Below are 21,533 nucleotides of genomic sequence, written 5' to 3' on the forward strand. Positions count from 1 at the left end.
CACAGTTTTGCGCGGGCGGACCGCACTGCGGAGTCGCCTCGCCAAGCCAATTGCTTTAAGCTGGCGCCATGATCCCCGCCGATAGCCTCGACCCCGCAGAGCTCGCCGCCCTCCTGCATTTCCATGCAGATGCGGGTGTCGAATGGCTGATTGCCGACGAGCCGGTCGACCGCTTCGCCGAATTTCTGGCGCAGCAGGAGGCCCGGCGCAGGGCAGCGCCGCCCGCGGCCTCCCAGACGAGAGAGATACAGGCTTCACGAGAGCTGCAGCCTGCGCACACACCCGCTCCGCAGGCACCGGCAACGCGCAAAAGCGCCCGTCCGGACAAGGCCGCCGCTCCGCAGCGCCCGCCGGCGGCCGTGGCCATACCCGATGAGCAGGCGGTGGCCGATGCGCGGGATGCGGCGCGCCGGGCACAATCGCTTGCCGAACTGCGCGCCGCCATGGATCGATTTACCGGATGCAATCTGAAGAACAGCGCCCGCAGCCTTGTTTTCGTCGAGGGATCGCCGACGCGCGGCATTCTCATTCTCGGGCCCATGCCCAGCGGCGACGATGACCGCGACGGCCAGCCTTTTGCCGGTCGCAATGGCGCGATGCTTGACCGGATGCTGGCCGCAATCGGGCTCGACCGCGCCTCGGTGATGCTCGGCAATGTCATCGGCTGGCGCCCGCCGGGCAACCGCGTGCCATCCGCGCGCGAGACAGAGATCTGCCGCCCCTTCATCGAGCGTCAGGTGGAGCTGATCGCCCCGCGCCATTTGCTGGTGCTAGGCAATTTCACGGCCCGCTTCTTCTTCGGCGGCCAGGATACGATCCATCATCTGCGCGGCCAATGGCGCGACGTCACCATGGGCAGCCACCAGGTCCCCGCGCTGGCAACGCTGCATCCGCAGGATCTCTTCGCCGCGCCGGCCTGCAAGAAACTGGCCTGGGAGGATCTCCTGACCTTCCGCAAGGCCCTCGACGCGTGACGCCGCGGGGCGAATCGGCCCAAAACCGCCATTGCAAACAAAGGCTTAAGGCGCAGGCGCACAATGAATCGATCGCGCTTGGCCTAAGCTGAGGCGGGTGGCGGCAATCCGCGTAAAGGAAACATGAAAAAAGCTATGCGAATTGCGCATAGCAGGCCTCGGTCCGGCGGCCTTGTTCAAATCCTGCTGCGCTGCAATATAGCGTCAACGGGAGGAATGGATACAAGGACTGGAACCATGACCGCCCGTTTTCGCCCTGTTCACAGCGGCTTTGAGACGCTCCGCTTCGCCGGCGCCCCGCGCAATGGCGGCGCCCGTGGTTGCCCTTCGGCGGCCAGCGAACAGTTGACCGCGATCGCCTATGCGCGTTTTCCCCGCCCCAACCAGATCTTTTCCGACTTCGTTCAGCGCTGACAGGCGATGGGATGGCCTTTGAGCGAGGCCTGAAGGCCATTGCTTGGCGCATCGGGTGATGCAGACGCGCAAGATCTGCTCCTCGGACGCATCTGCCGCTTTTTGCTTCGGTCGGATGCGAGACGCGCAGGCACGGGAGGGGATAAAAGGACCATGACGATGACCAGCAAGACGATGCACCATATCCGTCAGACCTTCCAGGTGATCGGCACGGCCATTGGTGCTGCGGCCGAGTTTCAGCGCCTGTCGCAACGCCGCTCTATGGAAGAGCCCGGCGTAGAGCTGATCGCCGGCATCGGGCGGCTTGGCTGAGAAACGGGCGGCAAGCCGTTCTTTTCAAAGGCCTCCGTGCTCTGCAGCCGTGTGGATCATGCGCGGCGTGACGGCAGCAACGTGCCGTTCTGGGGCAGATCCTCAGGCCATTTAAAATCCATTTTCCAAAACATCATTTTCTGAAAAGCCCGTGTTGAAAATTCCGTCGCGCCTTTGTAGCGCACACCCGGCGTTGGGGTCTTGTGCCCGCGCCGTCTATCTGTGTGGCCACCTCGGCAGCGCCATACCACCTCGCAAGCATCGTCTATCCAAGGAAATGAACCCACGATGAAAACCGTTTTGGCCGAAGATCTCGCCGAGGCGAGCCCGTCGCATGTCCCCTTCGGCGTCCAGTTCGAGTCCGGCTTCCAGGACGAGTTGCAGGCCCTGTTTCGCTGGCGGCGCGATGTTCGCCGGTTTCAGCGCATGCCTCTGCCGGAGGGCACCTTCGAAGAACTGATCGCCATTGCCAGCCAAGCTCCCTCCGTCGGGCTCAGCCAGCCCTGGCGCTTCGTCGAGGTGGAAAGCCCTCTGCGCCGGGCCATGGTGCGTGCCTCCTTCGCGCGCTGCAATGCGGCGGCGCTGGCCTCTCAGGAGGGCGAACGCGCCGCGCTCTATGCCAGGCTGAAGCTCGAAGGCTTGAACGAGGCACCCTGCCAGTTCGCGCTTTTCGTCGATCGCGCCGCCGCCCAGGGCCATGGACTTGGCCGCCGGACCATGCCGGAAACGGTCGATTATTCCGCCGTGATTGCGCTGCATACGCTCTGGCTGGCTGCGCGTGCGCGCGGCATCGGCCTCGGCTGGCTCTCCATTCTGGAGCCGGAGTCGGTCACGGCCGCTCTTGACGTGCCGTCGAGCTGGCATTTCCTCGGCTATTTCTGCCTCGGTTACCCCGCAAGCGAGGATGACAGGCCTGCGCTGGAGCGGGAGGGCTGGGAGCGGCGCGTCGATCCAGCGACGATGATCGTGCGCCGGTAGGCGGCACGGCTGCTCCGAAGGCCGCAAGCCTTGCAGCGCCAAGGCGGGCGGGCGGCGCGTTGGCGATTGGCCTGTTTCGCCGTGACGCGTCATGCCGCGTCGCAATCGACGGGCCGAGGCGTGCCGATTGAGCGGATGATCTGTCGGAGGATTTACAGACATCACAGAGCCGGCGGGATGCGGAGCCGCCTTGACGCCTGGGCCACACCGTTGTCTTAAGGCGTTTCAAACCAGAGATGGCTGGTGATAGCCGTTCTGCCCAAGGCCGGGGCTCTTTCAGGCCGAGCGCGTCTCGTCCGGAGCCCTTTGAATGTCGTTCAGCTTTTTCTCCGTCCTGCCGCTGATGCTGTCGACATTCCTGATGATGATAGGTTTCGGTCTGGCCGGCTATGTGGTGCCCATCCGCTCGCTCGCCGAGGGATGGTCCACGCTGACCATCTCGCTGATCGCCACCGGCTACACACTGGGATTCACGCTGTCCTGCGTCGTTACGCCGGTCTTCGTGCGCCGTGTCGGCCATGTCCGGGTCTTCGCCGCGCTGGTGACGCTGCTCAGTGTGGCCATCCTGCTCTGTGGCCTGGTGGTCGACTGGCGCGCCTGGATCGTCTTTCGCGCAACGCTCGGCTTCGCCATGTCCGGCAGCTATCTCGTGATCGAGAGCTGGCTGAACGAACGCGTCACCAACGACAATCGCGGCATGCTCTTCTCGCTCTATCTGATCACCACCATGATCGGCACGGTGGCCGGGCAATATCTCGTGCCGCTGGGCGATGCGAAGACGCCGGTGCTGTTCATGGTCTGCGGCGTGATCTTTTCGCTCGCGCTCCTGCCGACCGCCCTCTCCACCTCGCCGACGCCGGCTGCGCCGTCGCGCGCCAATTTCAATCTTACCGGGCTTTTCCGCCGCTCGCCTGTGGCCGTGATCGGCAGCCTGCTGGCGGGCGCCATGTCCGGCGCCTGGTTCAATCTCGGTGGCGTGTTCGCCAAGCAGATCGGCCTTTCGACCACCCAGGGCGCCACGCTGCTGGCCTCGCTGCTGATCGGCAGCGCGCTCTCGCAGATCCCCATCGGCCGCGCCTCCGACCGCATGGACCGGCGCAAGGTCATGGTCGCCTGCGGGGCGATCGGTCTGGTCTCCTGCCTCGCCATGCTCCTGCTTTCCCCAGCTGGCGCGCCAACCGTCTATGTCGTCGGCGCCTGCGTGGGGGCGATGGTCTTCCCAATCTATGCGCTCAATGTCGCCCATGCCAATGACCTGGCCGAGCCGGACGACTACGTGTCCGTCTCCTCGGGCATGATGATCACCTATGGGCTGGGCACGGTCAGCGGTCCGCTGATGGTCGGCCCCGCCATGGACCGCTTCGGACCGAATGCACTCTTCGTCATGCTCGGGCTCTATTTCCTCGCATATGGCGGCTACGCCGCCTGGCGCATCCTGCGCCGGCAGGAAGCGGAAGGCTTGGTGTCGAAAACCGAATTCCAGGCCAACACGGTGCCAACCCCCGGCCTCGATGTGGCCGCCGCCATGAGCCAGCCGCCGCCGCTGATCGAGCCGCGCGACGGCGAAGCCGACGATGCCACCGCGGCAAGCTGAGGCCACGCGTCACCCCTGCGGCGTGACATGCTTACGCGCACCGCGCCGCTTCAGGCCCAGCCGATGCTCGCGCAGGATGATGACGATGCCGGCAAAGACGACGAGCGCCGTGCCCAGCAGCATGGTCGGCGTCGGAACATCGCCGAACAGCACATAGCCAAACCCCAGACCGAGCACGATCGACGTATATTCGAACGGCGCGATGGTCGACATATCGGCGAAACGATAGCTCTCGGTCAAAAGCAGCTGCGCCACCCCGCCGCAAAAGCCGGCTGCCATCAAGAGCAGGAAGGCACGGGGCGAGAGGGGCTCCCAGCCGAAGGGCAGGCTGACCAGCGAGAAGACCGAGGCCGACAGCGAGAAATAGAGCACGATCGTATGGGTGCGCTCGGAATGGACGAGCTTGCGCACCAGGATCATCGCCATGGCGCCAAGGCAGGCGGACAGGATAACGGCGAGCGCGCCGGTGGCCTCCGACGCCCCCATGCCGCCGTCACGCAGCAGCGTCAGGCGCGGCCAGGTGATGACGACGACGCCCAACAGGCCGATGCCGACGGCCGTCCAGCGAAACAGCCGCACGGTCTCCTTCAGGAAGACGGCGGCGAAAAGCACGGCGAAGATCGGCATGGCATAGCCGATGGCGATGGCCTCGGGCAGCGGCAAATGCTGCAGACCGTAAAAACCGCAACTCATGGCGAGAATGCCGACAAAGCCGCGCAGCACATGCCCCTTGAAATCGCGCGTGTGGAGCGCCGTGCGCAGTTCGCGCCGCCATATCAGGAAGAGCACGATCGGGACGATGGCGAAGACCGAGCGGTAGAAGGTGATCTGCCCCGTGGGGATCGTGCTGCCCGCGGCCTTGATCAGCGTCGACATGCAGACGAAGACCAGGACCGAGAGAACCTTCAGGCCGATGCCGCGTAACGGGCGGCTCTCGCTGGCGTCGGACACGCGTCCATTCCTTTCGACAACAGGCCGGGACGCCACCCTGAAAGCGGTGGGCGAGGCGCTTTACACTCCCGGAGAAGAAGACGGCGACGCATGCCTTGAAGGCTGCGGCGCGCCCGCATGCTCATAGCCGATAAGGCCGCTTCGGTCGGATCACATTTCGTGATGGCGGGGGTCTTTTGTGTGATGAAACTTTGAGGCAGGGTGGACCCGAAGATGAGCGGAAAGATCATTGCCGCACAACCGGCGTCTGCATCCGCATTTTTCGCTGTCCCGAAAGCACACGCGATTCAGTGATTGTTAGGAGCGTGCGCTTAACTGTGAAACGATATTGACCGGCAGTCTTGCACGCTGGGGGGCGTGAAGGTGGAAGGCCGAAGGCAACGAGGCGATCATGCGCACTGACACTGGCGAAACCATTCGCCTCGAAGACTACCGTCCGACCGATTTCGTGCTGGAGCGCGTGGATCTGACCTTCGAACTGGACCCGGCCGCCACCAAGGTCGAGGCTCGGCTGATCTTTCATCGCCGCGAGGGCGCCGACCCCAAGGCGCCTCTGGTTCTCGATGGCGACGAGCTGACGCTGACCGCTCTGCATCTCGACCAAACCGAGTTGGAGGCCGCCCGCTTCGATGCCGGCGCTGAGGCCCTCGTCATCCGCGACCTGCCGGCAAGCGAGCCTTTCGAGATCATGATCGGCACGCTGATCGCGCCCGAGAGCAACACCAAGCTGATGGGTCTCTACCGCACCAGCAATGTCTATTGCACCCAGTGCGAGGCCGAGGGCTTTCGCCGTATCACCTATTTCCCCGACCGCCCCGATGTGCTCGCGCCCTATACGGTCACGATCATCGCCGAGAAGACCGCCAATCCGCTGCTTCTCTCGAATGGCAATTTCCTCGGCGGCGGGAATTATGACGAAGGCCGGCATTTCGCTGCCTGGTTCGATCCGCATCCCAAGCCAAGCTATCTCTTTGCGCTTGTGGCCGGCGATCTCGGCGTGGTCGAAGACACGTTCACCACCGCTTCGGGCCGCGACGTGGCGCTGAAGATCTATGTCGAGCATGGCAAGGAGCCGCGCGCCGGCTACGCCATGGACGCGCTGAAACGCTCCATGCGCTGGGACGAGCAGCGTTTCGGCCGGGAATACGACCTCGACATCTTCATGATCGTCGCCGTCTCCGACTTCAACATGGGGGCTATGGAGAACAAGGGCCTCAACGTCTTCAACGACAAATACGTGCTGGCCGATCCGGAAACGGCGACCGATCAGGACTATGCCAATATCGAGGCGATCATCGCCCACGAATATTTCCACAACTGGACGGGCAACCGGATCACCTGCCGCGACTGGTTCCAGCTCTGCCTGAAGGAAGGCCTGACCGTCTATCGCGATCACGAGTTTTCCGCCGACGAGCGCTCCCGCCCGGTCAAGCGCGTGGCGGAGGTGCGGCATCTGAAAGCCGAGCAGTTTCCGGAGGATGGCGGCCCGCTCGCCCATCCCGTGCGCCCGACGCGCTATCGCGAGATCAACAATTTCTACACGACCACCGTCTACGAAAAGGGCTCCGAAGTCACCGGCATGATCGCCACGCTGCTGGGGCGTGAGGGCTTCAAGGCGGGCATGGACCTCTATTTCGACCGTCATGACGGCCAGGCCGTGACGATCGAAGACTTCGTGCGCTGTTTCGAAGAGGTAAGCGGACGCGATCTCAAACAGTTTTCGCTCTGGTATCACCAGGCCGGCACGCCCGTCGTCACCGCATCAAGCGCTTTCGATGCCGCGCGCGGCACGCTGACCCTGTCACTCGAACAAATGGTGCCGCCGACGCCGGGCCAGAGCGCCAAGGCGCCGATGCATATTCCGCTGCGCTTCGCCCTCATCCTGCCCGAAGGCCAGGTGGCGACCCCCTCGGCCATAGAAGGCGGCGATGTCACAGGCGATGTGCTGCATCTGACGGAGCGTCAGCAGACCGTAACCTTTGCAGGCCTGTCCGGCCGCCCGGTCGTTTCGCTCAATCGCGGCTTCTCCGCGCCGGTGAACCTGCATCTGGAGCAGAGCGCCGAGGACAAGGCGCTGATCGCCCGTTTCGACCCGGATCTCTTTGCCCGCTGGCAGGCGCTGACCGATCTGGCGCTGGCCGAACTGGTGGCCGCGACACAGGCGGTGAAGGCCGGCCAGGCCGTGGCCGTCAGCAATCTGCTGGTCGATGCGCTGCTGGCGACGGCGGGCGATGCGGCGCTGGAGCCTGCCTTCCGCGCCCAGGCGCTGGCGCTGCCCAGTGAGTCCGACATTGCCCGCGCGATCGGCACCGGCAACGATCCGGACGCCATCCATGCCGCCCGCATCTTTGTGGTGCGCCATGTCGCGCAGGCCGGCCAGACCCTGTTCGCAACGCTGATCGACGAGATGAAGGTCGAGGGGCCCTTCTCGCCCGATGCCGAGAGTGCCGGTCGCCGGGCGCTACGCACCATGGCGCTGACCTATCTGTCCCACGCCGAGGAGAACCCTGCCCGCGCCAAGGCCGCCTTCGACACCGCCAACAACATGACCGAGCGCGCCCATGCCCTGGCTCTGCTGGCGCAGGTCTTCGGCGATACGCCGCAGGCGGCGCATGCGCTGAGCGATTTCCGCACACGTTTTGCCGACAACCCGCTGGTCATGGACAAATGGTTGTCGATCCAGGCCGCGGCGCCCGGCCATGCGGCGCTGGAGCGCGTGCAGACGCTGATGAAGGAGGCGAGCTACAACGCGCTCAATCCGAACCGCGTGCGCGCGCTGGTCGGCGCCTTCGTCTTCTCCAACCCGACGGGATTCAACCGGCCGGATGGCGCCGGCTATCAGTTCCTGGCCGATCAGGTGCTTGAGATCGACCGGCGCAACCCGCAGCTGGCCGCAAGGCTTTTGACCGCCATGCGCTCCTGGCGGTCGCTGGAAGACCGCCGCGCCGATGCAGCGGCGCAAGCCTTGGGCAAGATCGCCGCCGCCCCGGACCTCTCAGCCGATGTCAGCGACATCGTCGAGCGCACCTTGAAGGGCTGACGACTCTCTTTCAAATCATTGATTTCACTGATCTTTCCAGACGAAGCAGGCGGAGTGCCCAAAAGGCGCTTCGCCGCAAGCTACGACTTCCCACCGACGAGAATTGGTGAAGCTCCCGTCATGCTTTTGGCTGGACAAGCAGGGACGCAATTGATTCATTGAGCCAGATTCGGGCGAGCGGCGCACCGGAGCGCACGAGGTTCTGAGATTGGCGAAAATGGCGGAAGCGCGGCAGGCAGGCGCGGCCGGAGCGCGGTTGCGTTCAGGCCTTGCAGTCTTTGCCAGCCTTGAAAAATTGGCTGTTTCTCAGGCGCACCGGCTTGCCACGCCGGCCGGCCGGCGCCTGGAGCGGGCGGAGCCGATGCTCAAGCGCTCCATTCCCATTTTGATCACCGCCTTCCTCGTCATCGTGGCGATCTCGCGCATCAGCGGCCTGATGGGCGACTACATGCGCATGGACACGGCGCTGCGCCAGACCACCATGCTCGCCGCCACCGCCGCGCGCGAGGCGCTGACGGCCGATGCGAGCGACCTCTTCGACAATGCACGCGGCCAGGACGTCCAAAAACGCCTCGCCCGCGTCCTGCCGGCGGATGCCCTGCCCCAGGGCGGCTTCGCGCTGGCCGTCGGCCATGACGGACGCATCTTTGCCACGACAGCGGAGGGCGAGGCCTATGCGAGCCGTATGCTGGCCAGCATCGCGCCGGATGCCGCCGCCTTCCAATATTTCGGCGAGCGCCTGACGGTGATGAAGGCGGCGCTGGCGGGCCGAAGCCATTTGCTGGCGCTGGTGCAGATCGGCGAGAAGGCCGGCACGCTGGTCGTCGCCGTGCCGCTCGATCTGTCCGAAAAGCGCTGGCGCGACGAGGTTTCGCTCAACGTCACGCTCTTTGCCGGCATTTCCGCCATCCTGCTGGTCGTGCTTTATGCCTATTACATCCAGGCCAAGCGCGCGCGGGATGCCGATCAGATCTTCGCCGAGTCGAATCTGCGGGTCGAGACGGCGCTGCTGCGCGGGCGCTGCGGCCTGTGGGATTTCGACCTGCGCAGCCGGCGGCTGTTCTGGTCGCGCTCCATGTATGAAATGCTGGGCATGACGCCGCAATCCAGCGTGCTGGCCTTTGGCGATGCCGCCCGGCTGATGCATCCCGACGACAAGAGCGTCTACCAGGTCGCCCGGCAGATCGCCTGCGGTGGCGAGCGCCAGATCGACCATGTGTTCCGCATGCGCCATGCCGAGGGTCATTATGTCTGGCTGCGCGCGCGCGCCCAGATCATCGAGACCGGGCCGGATCGTCTGCACCTGATCGGCATCGCCATGGACGTGACCGAACAGCATCGCCTCGCCCAGCGCTATGCCGAGGCCGACCAGCGCCTGGCGGATGCGATCGAATCCACCTCGGAAGCCTTCGTTCTCTGGGACAAGGATGACCGGCTGGTGATGTGCAACAGCCATTATCAGCAGGCCTATGCCTTGCCGGCGCACATCCTCGTGCCCGGGACGGAGCGGATTGCGGTGATGGGCGCGGCCGCCCGGCCGATCGTCGAGCGACGCATCGCCGATCCCGACGGTTCCAACCTTTCGCAGACCACGGAGGTCCAGCTAGCGGACCAGCGCTGGCTGCAGATCAACGAGCGGCGCACGCGTGACGGCGGGCTGGTCTCGGTCGGCACCGATATCACAATGCTCAAGCGCCATCAGGTGCGCCTGCGTGAATCCGAACGCCGGCTGATGGCCACCATCGGCGATCTGTCCGCTTCCAGGCTGAAGCTGGAACGGCAAAAGGCCGAATTGTCCATCGCCAACGCCAATTACCAGGCGGAGAAGGAACGGGCCGAGGCCGCGAACAGGGCGAAGTCGGAGTTTCTGGCCAATATGAGCCATGAGCTGCGCACGCCGCTCAACGCGATCCTCGGATTCTCCGAAATCCTGCAGAAGAAGATGTTCGGCGCGCTGGGCTCGGAGAAATATGACGAATACGCCCATGATATCCATGACAGCGGCAAGCATCTCCTGAACCTGATCAACGACATTCTCGACATGTCGAAGATCGAGGCCGGGCAGATGACCATCAATCGCGAGCAGATCGACCTCGCGCCGCTGGTCGAAGAAGCACTGCGACTGATCAAGGGGCCGGCCATGCAGAAGAACATCGTTGTCGACCAGGAAATCGCCTCGGGGCTGACGCTTCACGCCGATCGCCGGGCGATGAAGCAGATCCTCCTCAATCTTCTGTCCAACGCCGCCAAATTCACCAATACCGGCGGGCGCATCGCGCTTCGCGCCCGCAAGGTCGCCGGCGCGGTGACGCTGACGATTGCCGACAGCGGCATCGGCATTCCGCGCGCCGCGCTTCAGAAGATCGGCCAGCCCTTCGAACAGGTTCAGGGCCAATATGCCAAGAGCCAGGGCGGCTCTGGCCTCGGCCTTGCGATCTCACGCTCGCTCACCACCCTGCATCAGGGGCGGATGAAAATTCATTCGGTGGAAAAAGTCGGCACGATCATTTCCGTGCGCATTCCCGATATGGGTTGAACCGCGCGGCCTGATGCTACAGGCCTTTGAGCGTGTTGCATTCTTTTGGATTCCACAGGACACGACTCGAAGGTTTCTTAGCCTTGAGCCCCCTCATCCGCCTGCCGGCACCTTCTCCCCGATGGGGAGAAGAGACCAGGGCCGACAACGCCGCGCCTCACTCCAAGGTACAGCAATCAGGGCATAAATCACGCGCTATCGTGTTAGGTAGGAAGGGCTGAGCAGCGCCGCAGTATCTTCTCCCCAGCGGGGAGAAGATGGCCCGAAGGGTCAGACGACGGGGCAGCCAAGTTCACAAACCATTGCGTCGTGCCCCGTGTCTGGATGCAGATAACACGCTTTAAGTTCTTGTTTTAACGCATGTCACTCAAACCGTTACGCACGTTCGCGCGACATGTTTTAGGCGATCGTCAAAATCTCCAGCTCCTGGCCGTTCAGGCTGACGAGATCGCCCGCGCCTTTGCCCATCAGCAAACGCGCAACCGGCGAGACATAGGAAATCGAACCCGCTTTCGGATCGGCCTCATCCTCGCCAACGATGCGATAGCTCTGCCTGCGGCCATCCTCACGGCTGAAGGTGACCAAGCTGCCAAAGGCCACGACCTGCGTTCCCTCCGGCGTCGGCATCAGCTGGGCGGTGCGCAGCCGCTCGGTCAGATAGCGCAGATCGCGCAACGGCCCGGCCGATTGGCGACGGCGCTCATTGACATCCTCAAGCACATTGGCGGCGGTGAAGGCCTCGCGCGCTTCGGCAAGCTGCTGCTCCAGCGCCTTCAGCCCGGCCTCCGTCACGAGGTTCGGATGCGTCGAAATCGGCCGATCGGGCAAAAGGGTCTCGGCGGCGGTTTCCGCGCTCTCTTCCTTCATGAAGGCGACGCTCACGTGTTCGATCTCCTGTGTTGTGTCGGGATGCTGCGCCCCAGCTGAGGTCAGACCGCCGGCTTCGCGCAGATCCAGGCTGCACCACGGGCCTCGCTGCGCCTTTCCGGGATGTTTGAGCGTCCTACCGAAAAACCGTCCGAACGCTCGGCATCCTGCACATGTGGTGCGTTTTCGCGCGCGCATCAAGGACCGAACTTGCCCGATCGGTCCCGCCTCTCGGCTCGCACCGGCGCCGCCATCCTTATGTTTTCTTGATGTCCAGGCGCCCGATCCGAAATCGATCGCTGACGCGGTTTCGCCCTAATCTCGCCCGCGAACCATCAGCTTCAGGAGTTTTCAATGGCAGATGTCATCTTTCTGGCCGTGGGCATTGGCAGCTTGGTCGCCTTCGGCGCCTATGCCGGCCTGCTCGGGCGCATGAGGTAGATCGCGACATGATCGAGCCTCTTGCCGGCCTTCTCGTGGCGGTGCTTCTCGCCGCCTATCTTCTTGTCACGCTTCTGCGCCCAGAGCGCTTTTGATCGGAGCGTTCCTTTATGACCCTTCTCGGATGGCTGCAGATCGCGGCCCTGTTTCTCGCCGTTCTCGTCACCGTCAAGCCCCTTGGGCTGTACATGGCGCGTGTCTTTAATGGCGAGTCCACCTTTATCTCACCGCTTCTCGCGCCTGTCGAAGCGGGCTTTTACCGCCTGTCCGGCGTGGACCCCAAACGCGAACAGGGCTGGCTTGCTTACACGCTGGCGATGCTCGCCTTCTCGCTGGCGGGCTTTCTGGCGCTTTATGCGATCCTGCGCCTGCAGGCGTTTCTGCCCTATAATCCGCAGGGCTTCGCCAATGTACCGCCGGATCTCGCCTTCAACACGGCGGTGAGCTTCCTCACCAACACCAACTGGCAGAACTATGCCGGCGAAGCGACGATGAGCCATTTCAGCCAGATGGCGGGGCTGACCGTGCAGAATTTCGTTTCTGCCGCCACCGGCATGGCCATCGCGGTCGCGCTGACGCGGGCCTTTGCCCGCTCCAAGGCTGCGACACTCGGCAATTTCTGGGTCGATCTGACGCGCGCCACGCTCTACGTGCTTCTGCCGCTGGCCATCGTCACGGCGCTCGTCTTCGTGGCCATGGGCCTGCCGCAGACACTCGACGCCTCCGTGACCGCCACCACGCTCGATGGCGGTCAGCAGGTGATCTCGCTCGGCCCTATCGCCAGCCAAGAGGCGATCAAGCAGCTCGGCACCAATGGCGGCGGCTTCTTCAACGCCAATGCCGCCCATCCCTTCGAAAACCCCACGGCACTGTCCAACCTCCTCAACATCTTCGCGATGCTCTGGATCTCCACCGCCCTCGTCTACAGCTTCGGCCAGATGGTCGGCGACCGGCGCCAGGGCTGGGCTCTGCTAGCCGCCATTGCCGTGCTGCTCATCGCCGGCGTCGGCATCATCTATTGGGCGGAATCGCAGGGCAATCCGATCCTGACGGCGCTCGGCCTCGATGCCGGCGGCGGCAATATGGAAGGCAAGGAGGTTCGTTTCGGCCAGTCCGCCAGCGCGCTTTATGCCGCGGTCACGACAGGGCTGTCCGATGGTGGCGTCAACGCCATGCATGGCTCGTTCACCGGGCTCGGCGGGCTCGTGCCGATGTTCCTGATCCAGCTCGGCGAAGTGCTGCCCGGCGGCGTGGGCTCGGGGCTCTACGGCCTGCTCGTCTTCGCGCTTCTGGCCGTCTTCGTTGCCGGCCTGATGGTCGGCCGCACGCCGGAATTTCTCGGCAAGAAGATCGAGGGGCGGGAGATGAAATATGCCATGCTCGCCGTCCTGATCCTGCCGACGGTCATTCTTGGCTTCACGGCGATATCCGCCATGCTGCCGGTGGCAGTCGCCAGCATCGGCACGGCGGGGCCGCATGGCCTGTCGGAGATTCTCTACGCCTTCACCTCGGCAGCCGGTAATAACGGCTCCGCCTTTGGCGGGCTCTCCGGCAACACGCTCTGGTACAACTCGACGCTCGCAATCACCATGCTGCTCGGCCGGTTCGCCTATGCGGTGCCCGTGCTGGCGATTGCCGGCTCGCTTGCCGCCAAGACGAAGACGCCCGCCTCCGGCGGCACCTTCCCGACCCATACGCCGCTCTTCGTCGGCCTGCTTGTCGGCATCATCCTCATCCTCGGCGGCCTGCAATTCTTCCCCGCGCTCGCCCTCGGCCCCATCGTCGAGCATTTCGCCATGCTTGCCGGGCAGACCTTTTAAGGAACAGTCTTTATGTCCATTGAGCAATCCCCGGCCGCGCCGCTGCGGCGGCCCGGCCTTCTGGATCCGGCCATTCTGGGGCCGGCAACCTTGTCGGCCTTCATCAAGCTCGATCCACGCCAGCTGGTGCGCAATCCCGTGATCTTCGTCACCGAGGTTGTGGCCGCGCTGGTCACCGCCCTGTTCCTGCGCGATCTTCTTGCCGGCAATGCGCCCGGCTTCTCCGGCCAGATCGCCGCGTGGCTCTGGTTCACCGTGCTCTTCGCCACCTTTGCCGAAGCCGTGGCGGAAGGGCGCGGCAAGGCCCAGGCCGACAGCCTGCGCCGCACCCGCTCGGAACTCTCCGCCCGCCGGCTGTCCACCGATGGCGCCAGCAGCGAAACCGTGCCCGCCACTGCCTTGAAGCTCGGCGATGTGGTCGTCGTCGAAGCCGGGGAGCTGATCCCCGGCGATGGCGAGGTGATCGAAGGCATCGCCTCGGTCAATGAAAGCGCCGTGACCGGCGAATCCGCGCCGGTCATCCGGGAATCGGGCGGCGACCGCTCGGCCGTCACCGGCGGCACGCAGGTGCTCTCCGACCGGCTGGTGATCCGCATCACCGCAGCACCCGGCCTCGGCTTCGTCGACCGGATGATCGCGCTGATCGAGGGCGCCAAGCGCCAGAAGACGCCGAACGAGATTGCCCTGTCGATCCTGCTGTCGGGCCTGACCCTGATCTTCCTGATCGCGGTCGTCACCCTCTGGGGCCTGGCCGGCTATTCCGGCACGCTGCTGAGCGTCACCGTTCTTGCCGCGCTCCTGGTCACGCTGATCCCCACCACCATCGGCGGCCTTCTCTCCGCCATCGGCATTGCCGGCATGGACCGGCTGGTGCGCTTCAACGTCATCGCAACCTCGGGCCGCGCGGTTGAAGCCGCCGGCGACGTCGATACCCTGCTGCTCGACAAGACCGGAACGATCACCTTCGGCAACCGCATGGCGACCGATTTCCTGCCGGTCAATGGCGTGAGCGGCACCTCGCTCGCCGAAGCGGCGCTCCTCTCGAGCCTGGCCGATCAGACGCCCGAGGGTCGCTCGATCGTTGCGCTTGCCTCTGGCGATTATGGGGTCCCTACACCGGCGGCGCAGCCGGATGCGGTCATCGCCTTCACGGCGGAAACGCGTCTCTCCGGCGTCGACATGGGCGAGCGGCGCATTCGCAAGGGTGCGGTTGAGGCGGTCCTGCGCTTTGCCGGCGTGACGGCGATCGCGGCGCCGGCTGAATTTTCCGCAGCCGTGGACCGCATCGCCCGCAGCGGCGGCACGCCGCTGGCCGTGGCGGATGGCGAGCGCCTGCTCGGCGTCATCCATCTCAAGGATGTGGTCAAGCCCGGCATCAAGGAGCGCTTCGCCCAGATGCGGGCCATGGGCATCCGCACGGTGATGGTGACAGGCGACAATCCGGTCACGGCGGCGGCCATCGCCTCGGAAGCCGGTGTCGATGATTATCTCGCCCAGGCAACGCCGGAAGACAAGCTGGCCTTTATCCGCAAGGAGCAGGAAGGCGGCAGGTTGATCGCCATGTGCGGCGACGGCACCAATGACGCCCCGGCGCTGGCCCAGGCCGATGTCGGCGTGGCCATGCAGACCGGCACCCAGGCCGCGCGGGAGGCCGCCAATATGGTGGACCTAGACTCCAGCCCGACCAAGCTGATCGAGATCGTCGAGATCGGCAAGCAGCTCCTGATGACGCGCGGTGCGCTGACCACCTTCTCGATCGCCAACGACGTCGCCAAATATTTCGCGATCATCCCGGCGCTGTTCATCACCACCTATCCGAGCCTGGCCGCGCTGAACATCATGGGCCTCGCCTCGCCGCAATCGGCGATCCTCTCGGCGGTGATCTTCAATGCGCTGATCATCGTCGCGCTCATTCCGCTGGCGCTGAAGGGCGTGACCTATCGCCCGGTCGGGGCTGCCGCGCTCCTGCGTCGAAACCTGTTCCTCTACGGGTTCGGCGGCCTTCTCCTGCCCTTCATCGGCATCAAGCTCGTTGACCTCGCGGTCACGGCTCTTCATCTGGTGTAATCATGATCCAGCATCTTCGTCCCGCCTTCGTCATGACGGCGCTCTTCACGCTCCTGCTCGGCCTTGCCTATCCTCTTGGCATCACCAGCCTCGCCCAGGCCGTCATGCCCAATGCGGCGCAGGGCAGCCTGATCCGGCGCGATGGCGCGGTGGTCGGCTCGCAGTTGATCGGCCAGGCAACGACCTCGCCGCGCTACTTCTGGCCGCGCCCCTCCGCCACGGCGCCAGACCCCTACAATGCGTCGGCCTCCAGCGGCGCCAATCTTGGGCCGACCTCGGCCAAGCTTGCCGAACGGGTGAAAAGCGATATCGAACGTCTGCATACGGCCGGCATTGCCGGGCCGCTTCCCGCGGACGCGGCGACCGCCTCCGGCTCCGGGCTGGATCCGCATATTTCGCCGGCTTTCGCCCGCGCCCAGATCGCCCGCGTGGCGCGCGAGAGAGGGATGACGGAGGCGCAACTGTCGGATCTCGTCGGCCGCGTGGAAGAGGGCCGATTGCTCGGATTTATCGGTGAGCCGCGCGTCAATGTGCTAAGGCTCAATCTCGCCCTCGATGCCATGAAGTCCTGATCGATGACCGCAAGCCGCGACACCAGGGAAGGCCGGCCGGACCCGGACAGGCTCTTGGCCCAGACACGGGCCGAAGCGCGGGGACGGCTGACCATCTTCCTCGGTGCCGCGCCCGGCGTCGGCAAGACCTACGCCATGCTTTCGCGGGCCCGCAAGCTGAAGGAGGATGGCGTCGATATCGTCATCGGCCTCGTCGAAACCCATGGACGCCAAGAGACGGCGGCGCTCGTCGACGGGCTGGAGGTGCTGCCGCGTGCCACCTTCGCCCATCGCGGGCACGATCTCGCGGCATTCGATCTCGATGGCGCACTGGCCCGCAAGCCCCGCGTCATCGTCGTGGACGAGCTGGCCTCCAGCAATCCCGAGGGCGCACGCCATCCCAAACGCTTTCAGGATATCGAGGAGCTGATCGAGGCCGGCATCGAGGTCTGGACGGCCATGAACATCCAGCATCTGGAGAGCCTCTCGGATGTGGTGACCGACATCACGGGCGTGCGTGTGCGCGAACGCGTGCCCGACATCGTGCTGCAGGAGGCGGACGAGGTGCTGCTGGTGGATATTCCGCCGGTGGAGCTGATCGAACGGCTGAAGGCCGGCAAGGTCTATCTGCCCGATAGCGCCAACCGCGCTGCCGAGCGCTTCTTTCGCGCGGGCAATCTCACCGCCTTGCGCGAACTGGCGCTGCGCCGAACGGCCGATCATGTCGATGACGACATGGTCGATTACCTCAAGCGCCATGCGATCGAAGGCGCCTGGGCATCGGCCGAGCGGCTGATCGTCTGCGTCGGCGACGATGCGCTGTCAGACAAGGTTGTGCGCACCGCCAGCCGGCTTGCCTCCGGGCTTAACGCACCCTGGATCGTGGTGTCGCTGGAGCGCGCCGACCGCGAGCCGGCCGATGCCGACGCACCCGCGCGCGTGGATGCGCTGTTCAAGCTGGCCGAGGGACTGGGCGCGGAAACGCGGCGGCTGGTGGCGACCGATTTCGTCGCCGAACTGCTGAGGCTCGCGCGGCGCGAACACGCGACCCAGATCGTTCTCGGGGCGCAGCCGCCCGGCCGCTGGCCGTTTCGGCGCCCCTCGCTGGCGCAGGCGCTGGCCTCGCAGGCGGAGGGCTTGAGCCTGCATCTCGTCACGGGCAGCGAAACGGACCAAGTGCCGCGATCGCGCCGACGCGCGCAGCCCCGGCGGCGCGATGCGCTGCTCTCAGGGCTAACGGCAGTGGTCAGCGCCGGCGCGGCCACCTTGCTGGCGGTCGGCATCGAGCAGATGATCAGGCTGCCGAATGTGTCGCTTCTGTTTTTGATGGCCGTGGTCGTCTCGGCCATCCGCGCCGGCTATCTCGCGGCCTTCGCCACCGCTGTGCTGTCTGGCCTCGCCTATAATTTCTTCTTCATCCCGCCGCTTTACACTTTCACGATCGCTTCGCCGCACGAGGTCTTCGCCTTCTGCATCTTTCTCGGCGCCGCACTGCTGGTCGGCGGCCTGGCCTCGCGGGTGCGCGAGCAGGCGGAGGCGGCCCGGCTTCGCGCCCGCACCGTGCAGTCCCTTTATGATTTTGCCGGCAAGCTGGCTGGAACCGTCAAGGCTGACGACGTGCTCTGGGCAGCGGCCTCGCAGCTGCATGAAACGCTCGGTCGGCCGGTCGCGCTCTTCGTCCCGCGCGATGGCGAACTGGCCTTGGCGCTGACCTGGCCGCCGGATGCCGAGCCTGACGTGACCGACCGGGCGGCTGCGCGCTGGGCCTTCGAGCATCGCGAAGCCAGCGGCCATGGCACGGGCACGCTGCCCGCAAGCGCCTATCGCTTCCGGCCAATGGAAAGCCCGCATGGCGTGGTCGGCGTTTGCGGTCTGCGCTGGGAGGGCCTGGCGCCGGACAGCCTGTCTGAGCGGATGCTCGACGCCGTGCTCGACCAGGCAGCGGTCGCGCTCGACCGGGCGCGGCTGGCGGATGAAAGCATCGCCCAGGCAGCCAAGCTTCAGGGCGACAATCTGCGCGCCGCGCTGCTCTCGTCGATTTCGCATGATCTGCGCACGCCGCTTTCCACCATCACCGGCGCTGTCACCAGCCTGCGGCAATTGGGCGAGCGCATGCGGCCGGAAAGCCGCGACGATCTTCTGCTGACCATCGAGGAAGAGAGCGCACGTCTCAGCCGCTTCGTCGCCAATCTCCTCGATATGACGCGCATCGAGGCGGGCACATTGGAAGCCCGGCATGACTGGATCGACATCGGCGATGTGGTGCGCGCGGCAGCGGAGCGCAGCGCCCGGTATTTTCCGGAGCTGACGGTGGAAACCTCGATCGCGCAGGATCTGCCGCTGATCCGGGCCGATAGCGTGCTTCTCGGCCAGGTCCTCTTCAATCTGCTCGACAATGCCGGCAAATATGCGCCGGGCGAACCGGTGAAAATCTACGTGCGCAAGGAGGGAGACAGCCTGATGATCTCGGTGACCGATGGCGGACGCGGCATTCCGCAGAAGGATCTGGAGACGATTTTCGACAAGTTCTTCCGCCGTGGCAAGCCGGATGGGCGCGCGCCCGGCACCGGCCTCGGCCTGTCGATCGCGCGCGGCTTTGTCGAAGCCATGGGTGGCAGGATCACGGCCGAGAGCCCGGCGCACAAACGGCGCGGCACGCGCATGACCCTGCGCTTCCCGCTGACGGCACAGGACAAGCCGCCGGGCTTGCCAGCATGAGCGCCGACCGCATCCTCGTCGTCGACGACGAACCGCAGATCCAGCGCTTCCTGCGCCCGGCGCTGGTGGCGGCCGGATATGAAGTGATCGAGGCACGCAACGGGGCAGAGGCGCTGAAGGCCGCCGCCACAGCCGCGCCCGACGCCATCATTCTCGACCTCGGCCTTCCCGACATGGACGGGAAGGATGTGGTGGCGGAGCTGCGGGGCTGGAGCCAGGTGCCGATCATCATCCTCTCGGCGCGCGACCGCGAGAGCGAAAAGATCGCCGCGCTCGATCTCGGCGCCGACGACTATATCGAAAAGCCCTTCAGCATCGGCGAGCTGACCGCGCGCATCCGCACGGCGCTGCGCCACCGCATGCGCGCGGAGATGAAGACGGATCATGTCTCGATCGACGGACTGGAAATCGACACGCTGAAGCGGCTCGTCACCCGCGATGGCGCGGCCGTGCGCCTGACGCCGAAGGAATATGACCTGCTGGCACTGCTGGCGCGCCATGCTGACAGGGTGGTGACCCACCAGACGCTGCTGACGGCCGTCTGGGGCCGCGCCCATGGCGACGACCTGCATTACCTGCGCGTCTTCATCGGCCAGTTGCGCCAGAAGATCGAGCGCGATCCGGCCAAGCCCGCCATCATCCGCACCGAGCCCGGCATCGGCTACCGTTTCGTCACCGAGATGCCGTGACCACCGCGGCCGCGGCGGTCGGAGGGTGACAACGAAAGTGTCATCATCGCGCAACCTGACGTGCGTCGGTGGCGATGCGGTTGTGAAGCGCGCCATGCGGCTTGGCGTAGCGCATCCGCGTTCCCGTCGCTTCGGCAAGCCCTCTGATGGCGCCGATCTGATCGATGACATGTAAGCGGTGTTTTACCCGCACAATGACCAAGCTCAATTGGCCTCTCGAAAAATTGCCGCGACGCCTTTGATGGCAAAAATGCGTCAAAAGCGGTCATTGCGAGTGCCGCAAAACCAACTATTCTGCGACGTCGCAAAAGTCAGGAAAACAAGTGTCGTTTCAATCGGGAGTTTCGCGTCAATGTCGAGGCCGAGCTTGTGAAGCTGTCGGAAGCGGATCGGCCCAGTCTTTTCGTACTCCGCTTGTATAGCCTGCGCTTGAAAGGAGATCGAATGGCCGATCCGGTCGGAACCTTTGAACAGGTGATCGCTCTGGAACCACACCACGAAGCGTTGCTTCGTGCCTTGCGGGCGCTGGCCTCAGAACTGCACCCTGATCGCGTAGAGGTCTCGCGGCCAGGTGATCGGGCCGTGAGTTGGGGCTGGGGACCAAAGAAGATGAGCGAGGCCTATGCCTGCACGCTTCCCTACAAGGATCACGTGAACCTCGCCTTTTACCGGGGCGCTACTCTAGCTGATCCAGCCGGAAAGCTTCGAGGCAATGGGAAGGCGATGCGGCACATGTCGCTAACCCGAGTGGATCAACTGAACGACCCGGCAGTTCGGGATTTACTGGTAGCGGCGCGAGAAGAGCGGCGACAGGCGCTCCTGCTACCTAACTGATCAGAACCACGAACAAGCGGGCTCGCTCGGCCTGCCATGAGCAACTGCTTTGAATCACGGATATCTCGAAGCCCCTTATCACAGCCCACTCAACCTCGCGCAGCTGGATCGCGAAAATCCTAACTTTCACGACAGATTCGCCGCCGCTGAAATCAAAACTTAATTTCTGTCGCAGAACTCGGTCGCAAAACTCAGAGTTTCGCGGCCGTTTTTTGCGACTGCGTACGTCCGCAAAGGGCCGACAGCAGACTTTAGCTGTTTGTTCTTCCTGAATAAGTCCACGGCAGACGCTCGTCATAGGTGGCATCCAGATCGCGCCGGCCGAAGCCGACGCGATTAGGATAGGAGACATGGGCGCCGATCGCGCAGCCATCGCTGGCCGCCGCCTTGACCGTCCGGTGGATGCCTTGGGGATCGCCGGCGTGGAAGCCGCAGGCGATGTTGGCGCTGGAGACGATGGCGAGCATTGCGGCATCGTCGCCCATGGTCCAGGCACCGTAGCTTTCTCCGAGGTCGCTATTGAGGTCGATCGCTGCCATTTCGTTCTCTTCCCTCATGTGAGCCGGCAAACTTCGCAGCATGGCCGACGCGCCTACACGAATCGTCGCAGCGGGTCACCGGAGCCGCGCGTCCTTAAATGATCGTCACGTTGGCCGAGGCAAGCAAGCCGGTGCAGGCGACTGGGCGTTGAGCCAAACCGCTGAGGATCCTCTTGCATCAACCCTCGACCCCAGCATAGAGATGCCC

At 64.7% G+C, this 21,533-nt stretch carries 17 protein-coding genes and 1 pseudogene; 14 read left to right on the forward strand and 4 right to left on the reverse strand.

What is annotated here, in order from left to right; translation table 11 throughout:
* The first annotated feature begins 68 nt into the window (after positions 1–68).
* The 5 genes from BMX61_RS15480 to BMX61_RS15495 all read left to right on the forward strand — a co-directional run bounded on the left by BMX61_RS15480 (position 69) and on the right by BMX61_RS15495 (position 4,272).
* A complete protein-coding gene (locus BMX61_RS15480) occupies positions 69–974 on the forward strand; it encodes a uracil-DNA glycosylase (protein WP_075626187.1) in 906 nt (301 codons plus the stop codon).
* Positions 975–1,211: 237 nt separating this feature from the next.
* Positions 1,212–1,388: a hypothetical protein gene (locus tag BMX61_RS24720; protein WP_092742817.1), complete on the forward strand. Its 177-nt coding sequence runs from the start codon at positions 1,212–1,214 to the stop codon at positions 1,386–1,388.
* A 159-nt stretch (positions 1,389–1,547) separates the two neighbouring features.
* Positions 1,548–1,700 carry a hypothetical protein gene (locus tag BMX61_RS24725; RefSeq protein WP_170854955.1) on the forward strand — a complete coding sequence of 51 codons (153 nt, stop codon included), beginning with the start codon at positions 1,548–1,550 and terminating at the stop codon, positions 1,698–1,700.
* Between the two features lie 288 nt (positions 1,701–1,988).
* Positions 1,989–2,678 carry a 5,6-dimethylbenzimidazole synthase gene (bluB, locus tag BMX61_RS15490; protein ID WP_075626186.1) on the forward strand — a complete coding sequence of 230 codons (690 nt, stop codon included), beginning with the start codon at positions 1,989–1,991 and terminating at the stop codon, positions 2,676–2,678.
* Between the two features lie 310 nt (positions 2,679–2,988).
* On the forward strand, positions 2,989–4,272 hold the full coding sequence (locus BMX61_RS15495; protein ID WP_075626185.1) for an MFS transporter: 1,284 nt from the start codon (positions 2,989–2,991) through the stop codon (positions 4,270–4,272).
* Positions 4,273–4,281: 9 nt separating this feature from the next.
* On the opposite strand, the gene BMX61_RS15500 is transcribed toward BMX61_RS15495, so the two are convergent.
* The gene (locus BMX61_RS15500; RefSeq protein WP_075626184.1) at positions 4,282–5,223 is read right to left on the reverse strand and encodes a DMT family transporter; all 942 of its coding nucleotides are present in this window, start codon (positions 5,221–5,223) and stop codon (positions 4,282–4,284) included.
* 391 nt (positions 5,224–5,614) lie between these two features.
* Between BMX61_RS15500 and pepN the strand changes: the two genes are divergently transcribed.
* Together pepN and BMX61_RS15510 are read left to right on the forward strand one after the other, a co-directional pair.
* On the forward strand, positions 5,615–8,263 hold the full coding sequence (pepN, locus tag BMX61_RS15505; protein WP_075626183.1) for an aminopeptidase N: 2,649 nt from the start codon (positions 5,615–5,617) through the stop codon (positions 8,261–8,263).
* Between the two features lie 208 nt (positions 8,264–8,471).
* The gene (locus BMX61_RS15510; RefSeq protein ID WP_075626182.1) at positions 8,472–10,799 is read left to right on the forward strand and encodes a sensor histidine kinase; all 2,328 of its coding nucleotides are present in this window, start codon (positions 8,472–8,474) and stop codon (positions 10,797–10,799) included.
* A gap of 399 nt (positions 10,800–11,198) precedes the next feature.
* Here the strand turns inward: BMX61_RS15510 and greA are convergent, their stop codons facing one another.
* Entirely contained in the window at positions 11,199–11,681 is a 483-nt protein-coding gene (gene greA, locus BMX61_RS15515) for a transcription elongation factor GreA (RefSeq protein ID WP_075626181.1), read from the reverse strand.
* Between the two features lie 434 nt (positions 11,682–12,115).
* On the opposite strand from greA, the gene kdpF reads away from it, so the two are divergent.
* From kdpF to BMX61_RS15545, 6 genes are read left to right on the forward strand one after another with little or no spacing between them, the layout of a single operon-like run.
* Entirely contained in the window at positions 12,116–12,202 is an 87-nt protein-coding gene (gene kdpF, locus BMX61_RS24335) for a K(+)-transporting ATPase subunit F (protein WP_075626180.1), read from the forward strand.
* A gap of 15 nt (positions 12,203–12,217) precedes the next feature.
* The gene (kdpA, locus tag BMX61_RS15525; protein ID WP_075626179.1) at positions 12,218–13,927 is read left to right on the forward strand and encodes a potassium-transporting ATPase subunit KdpA; all 1,710 of its coding nucleotides are present in this window, start codon (positions 12,218–12,220) and stop codon (positions 13,925–13,927) included.
* Positions 13,928–13,939: 12 nt separating this feature from the next.
* A complete protein-coding gene (gene kdpB, locus BMX61_RS15530) occupies positions 13,940–15,994 on the forward strand; it encodes a potassium-transporting ATPase subunit KdpB (RefSeq protein ID WP_075626178.1) in 2,055 nt (684 codons plus the stop codon).
* Positions 15,995–15,996: 2 nt separating this feature from the next.
* Positions 15,997–16,566 carry a potassium-transporting ATPase subunit KdpC gene (kdpC, locus tag BMX61_RS15535; RefSeq protein WP_075626177.1) on the forward strand — a complete coding sequence of 190 codons (570 nt, stop codon included), beginning with the start codon at positions 15,997–15,999 and terminating at the stop codon, positions 16,564–16,566.
* A 3-nt stretch (positions 16,567–16,569) separates the two neighbouring features.
* On the forward strand, positions 16,570–19,263 hold the full coding sequence (locus tag BMX61_RS15540; protein ID WP_075626176.1) for a sensor histidine kinase: 2,694 nt from the start codon (positions 16,570–16,572) through the stop codon (positions 19,261–19,263).
* The gene (locus tag BMX61_RS15545) at positions 19,260–19,952 is read left to right on the forward strand and encodes a response regulator (protein ID WP_075626175.1); all 693 of its coding nucleotides are present in this window, start codon (positions 19,260–19,262) and stop codon (positions 19,950–19,952) included. The genes BMX61_RS15540 and BMX61_RS15545 overlap by 4 nt, the downstream gene beginning before the upstream one ends.
* A 43-nt stretch (positions 19,953–19,995) precedes the next feature.
* Here BMX61_RS15545 and BMX61_RS25345 read toward each other — a convergent pair whose 3' ends face one another.
* Complete coding sequence (locus BMX61_RS25345) at positions 19,996–20,211, reverse strand: LamB/YcsF family protein (protein ID WP_083639275.1); 216 nt, start codon at positions 20,209–20,211, stop codon at positions 19,996–19,998.
* 185 nt (positions 20,212–20,396) lie between these two features.
* On the opposite strand from BMX61_RS25345, the gene BMX61_RS15555 reads away from it, so the two are divergent.
* On the forward strand, positions 20,397–20,786 hold the full coding sequence (locus tag BMX61_RS15555; RefSeq protein ID WP_075626174.1) for a DUF1801 domain-containing protein: 390 nt from the start codon (positions 20,397–20,399) through the stop codon (positions 20,784–20,786).
* A gap of 290 nt (positions 20,787–21,076) precedes the next feature.
* On the opposite strand, the pseudogene BMX61_RS15560 reads toward BMX61_RS15555, so the two are convergent.
* Positions 21,077–21,325 (reverse strand): annotated as a pseudogene (locus BMX61_RS15560) (LamB/YcsF family protein); the annotation flags it as partial.
* Positions 21,326–21,533: the final 208 nt, after the last annotated feature.

Source organism: Xaviernesmea oryzae, assembly GCF_900109605.1.
GTDB lineage: Bacteria > Pseudomonadota > Alphaproteobacteria > Rhizobiales > Rhizobiaceae > Xaviernesmea > Xaviernesmea oryzae.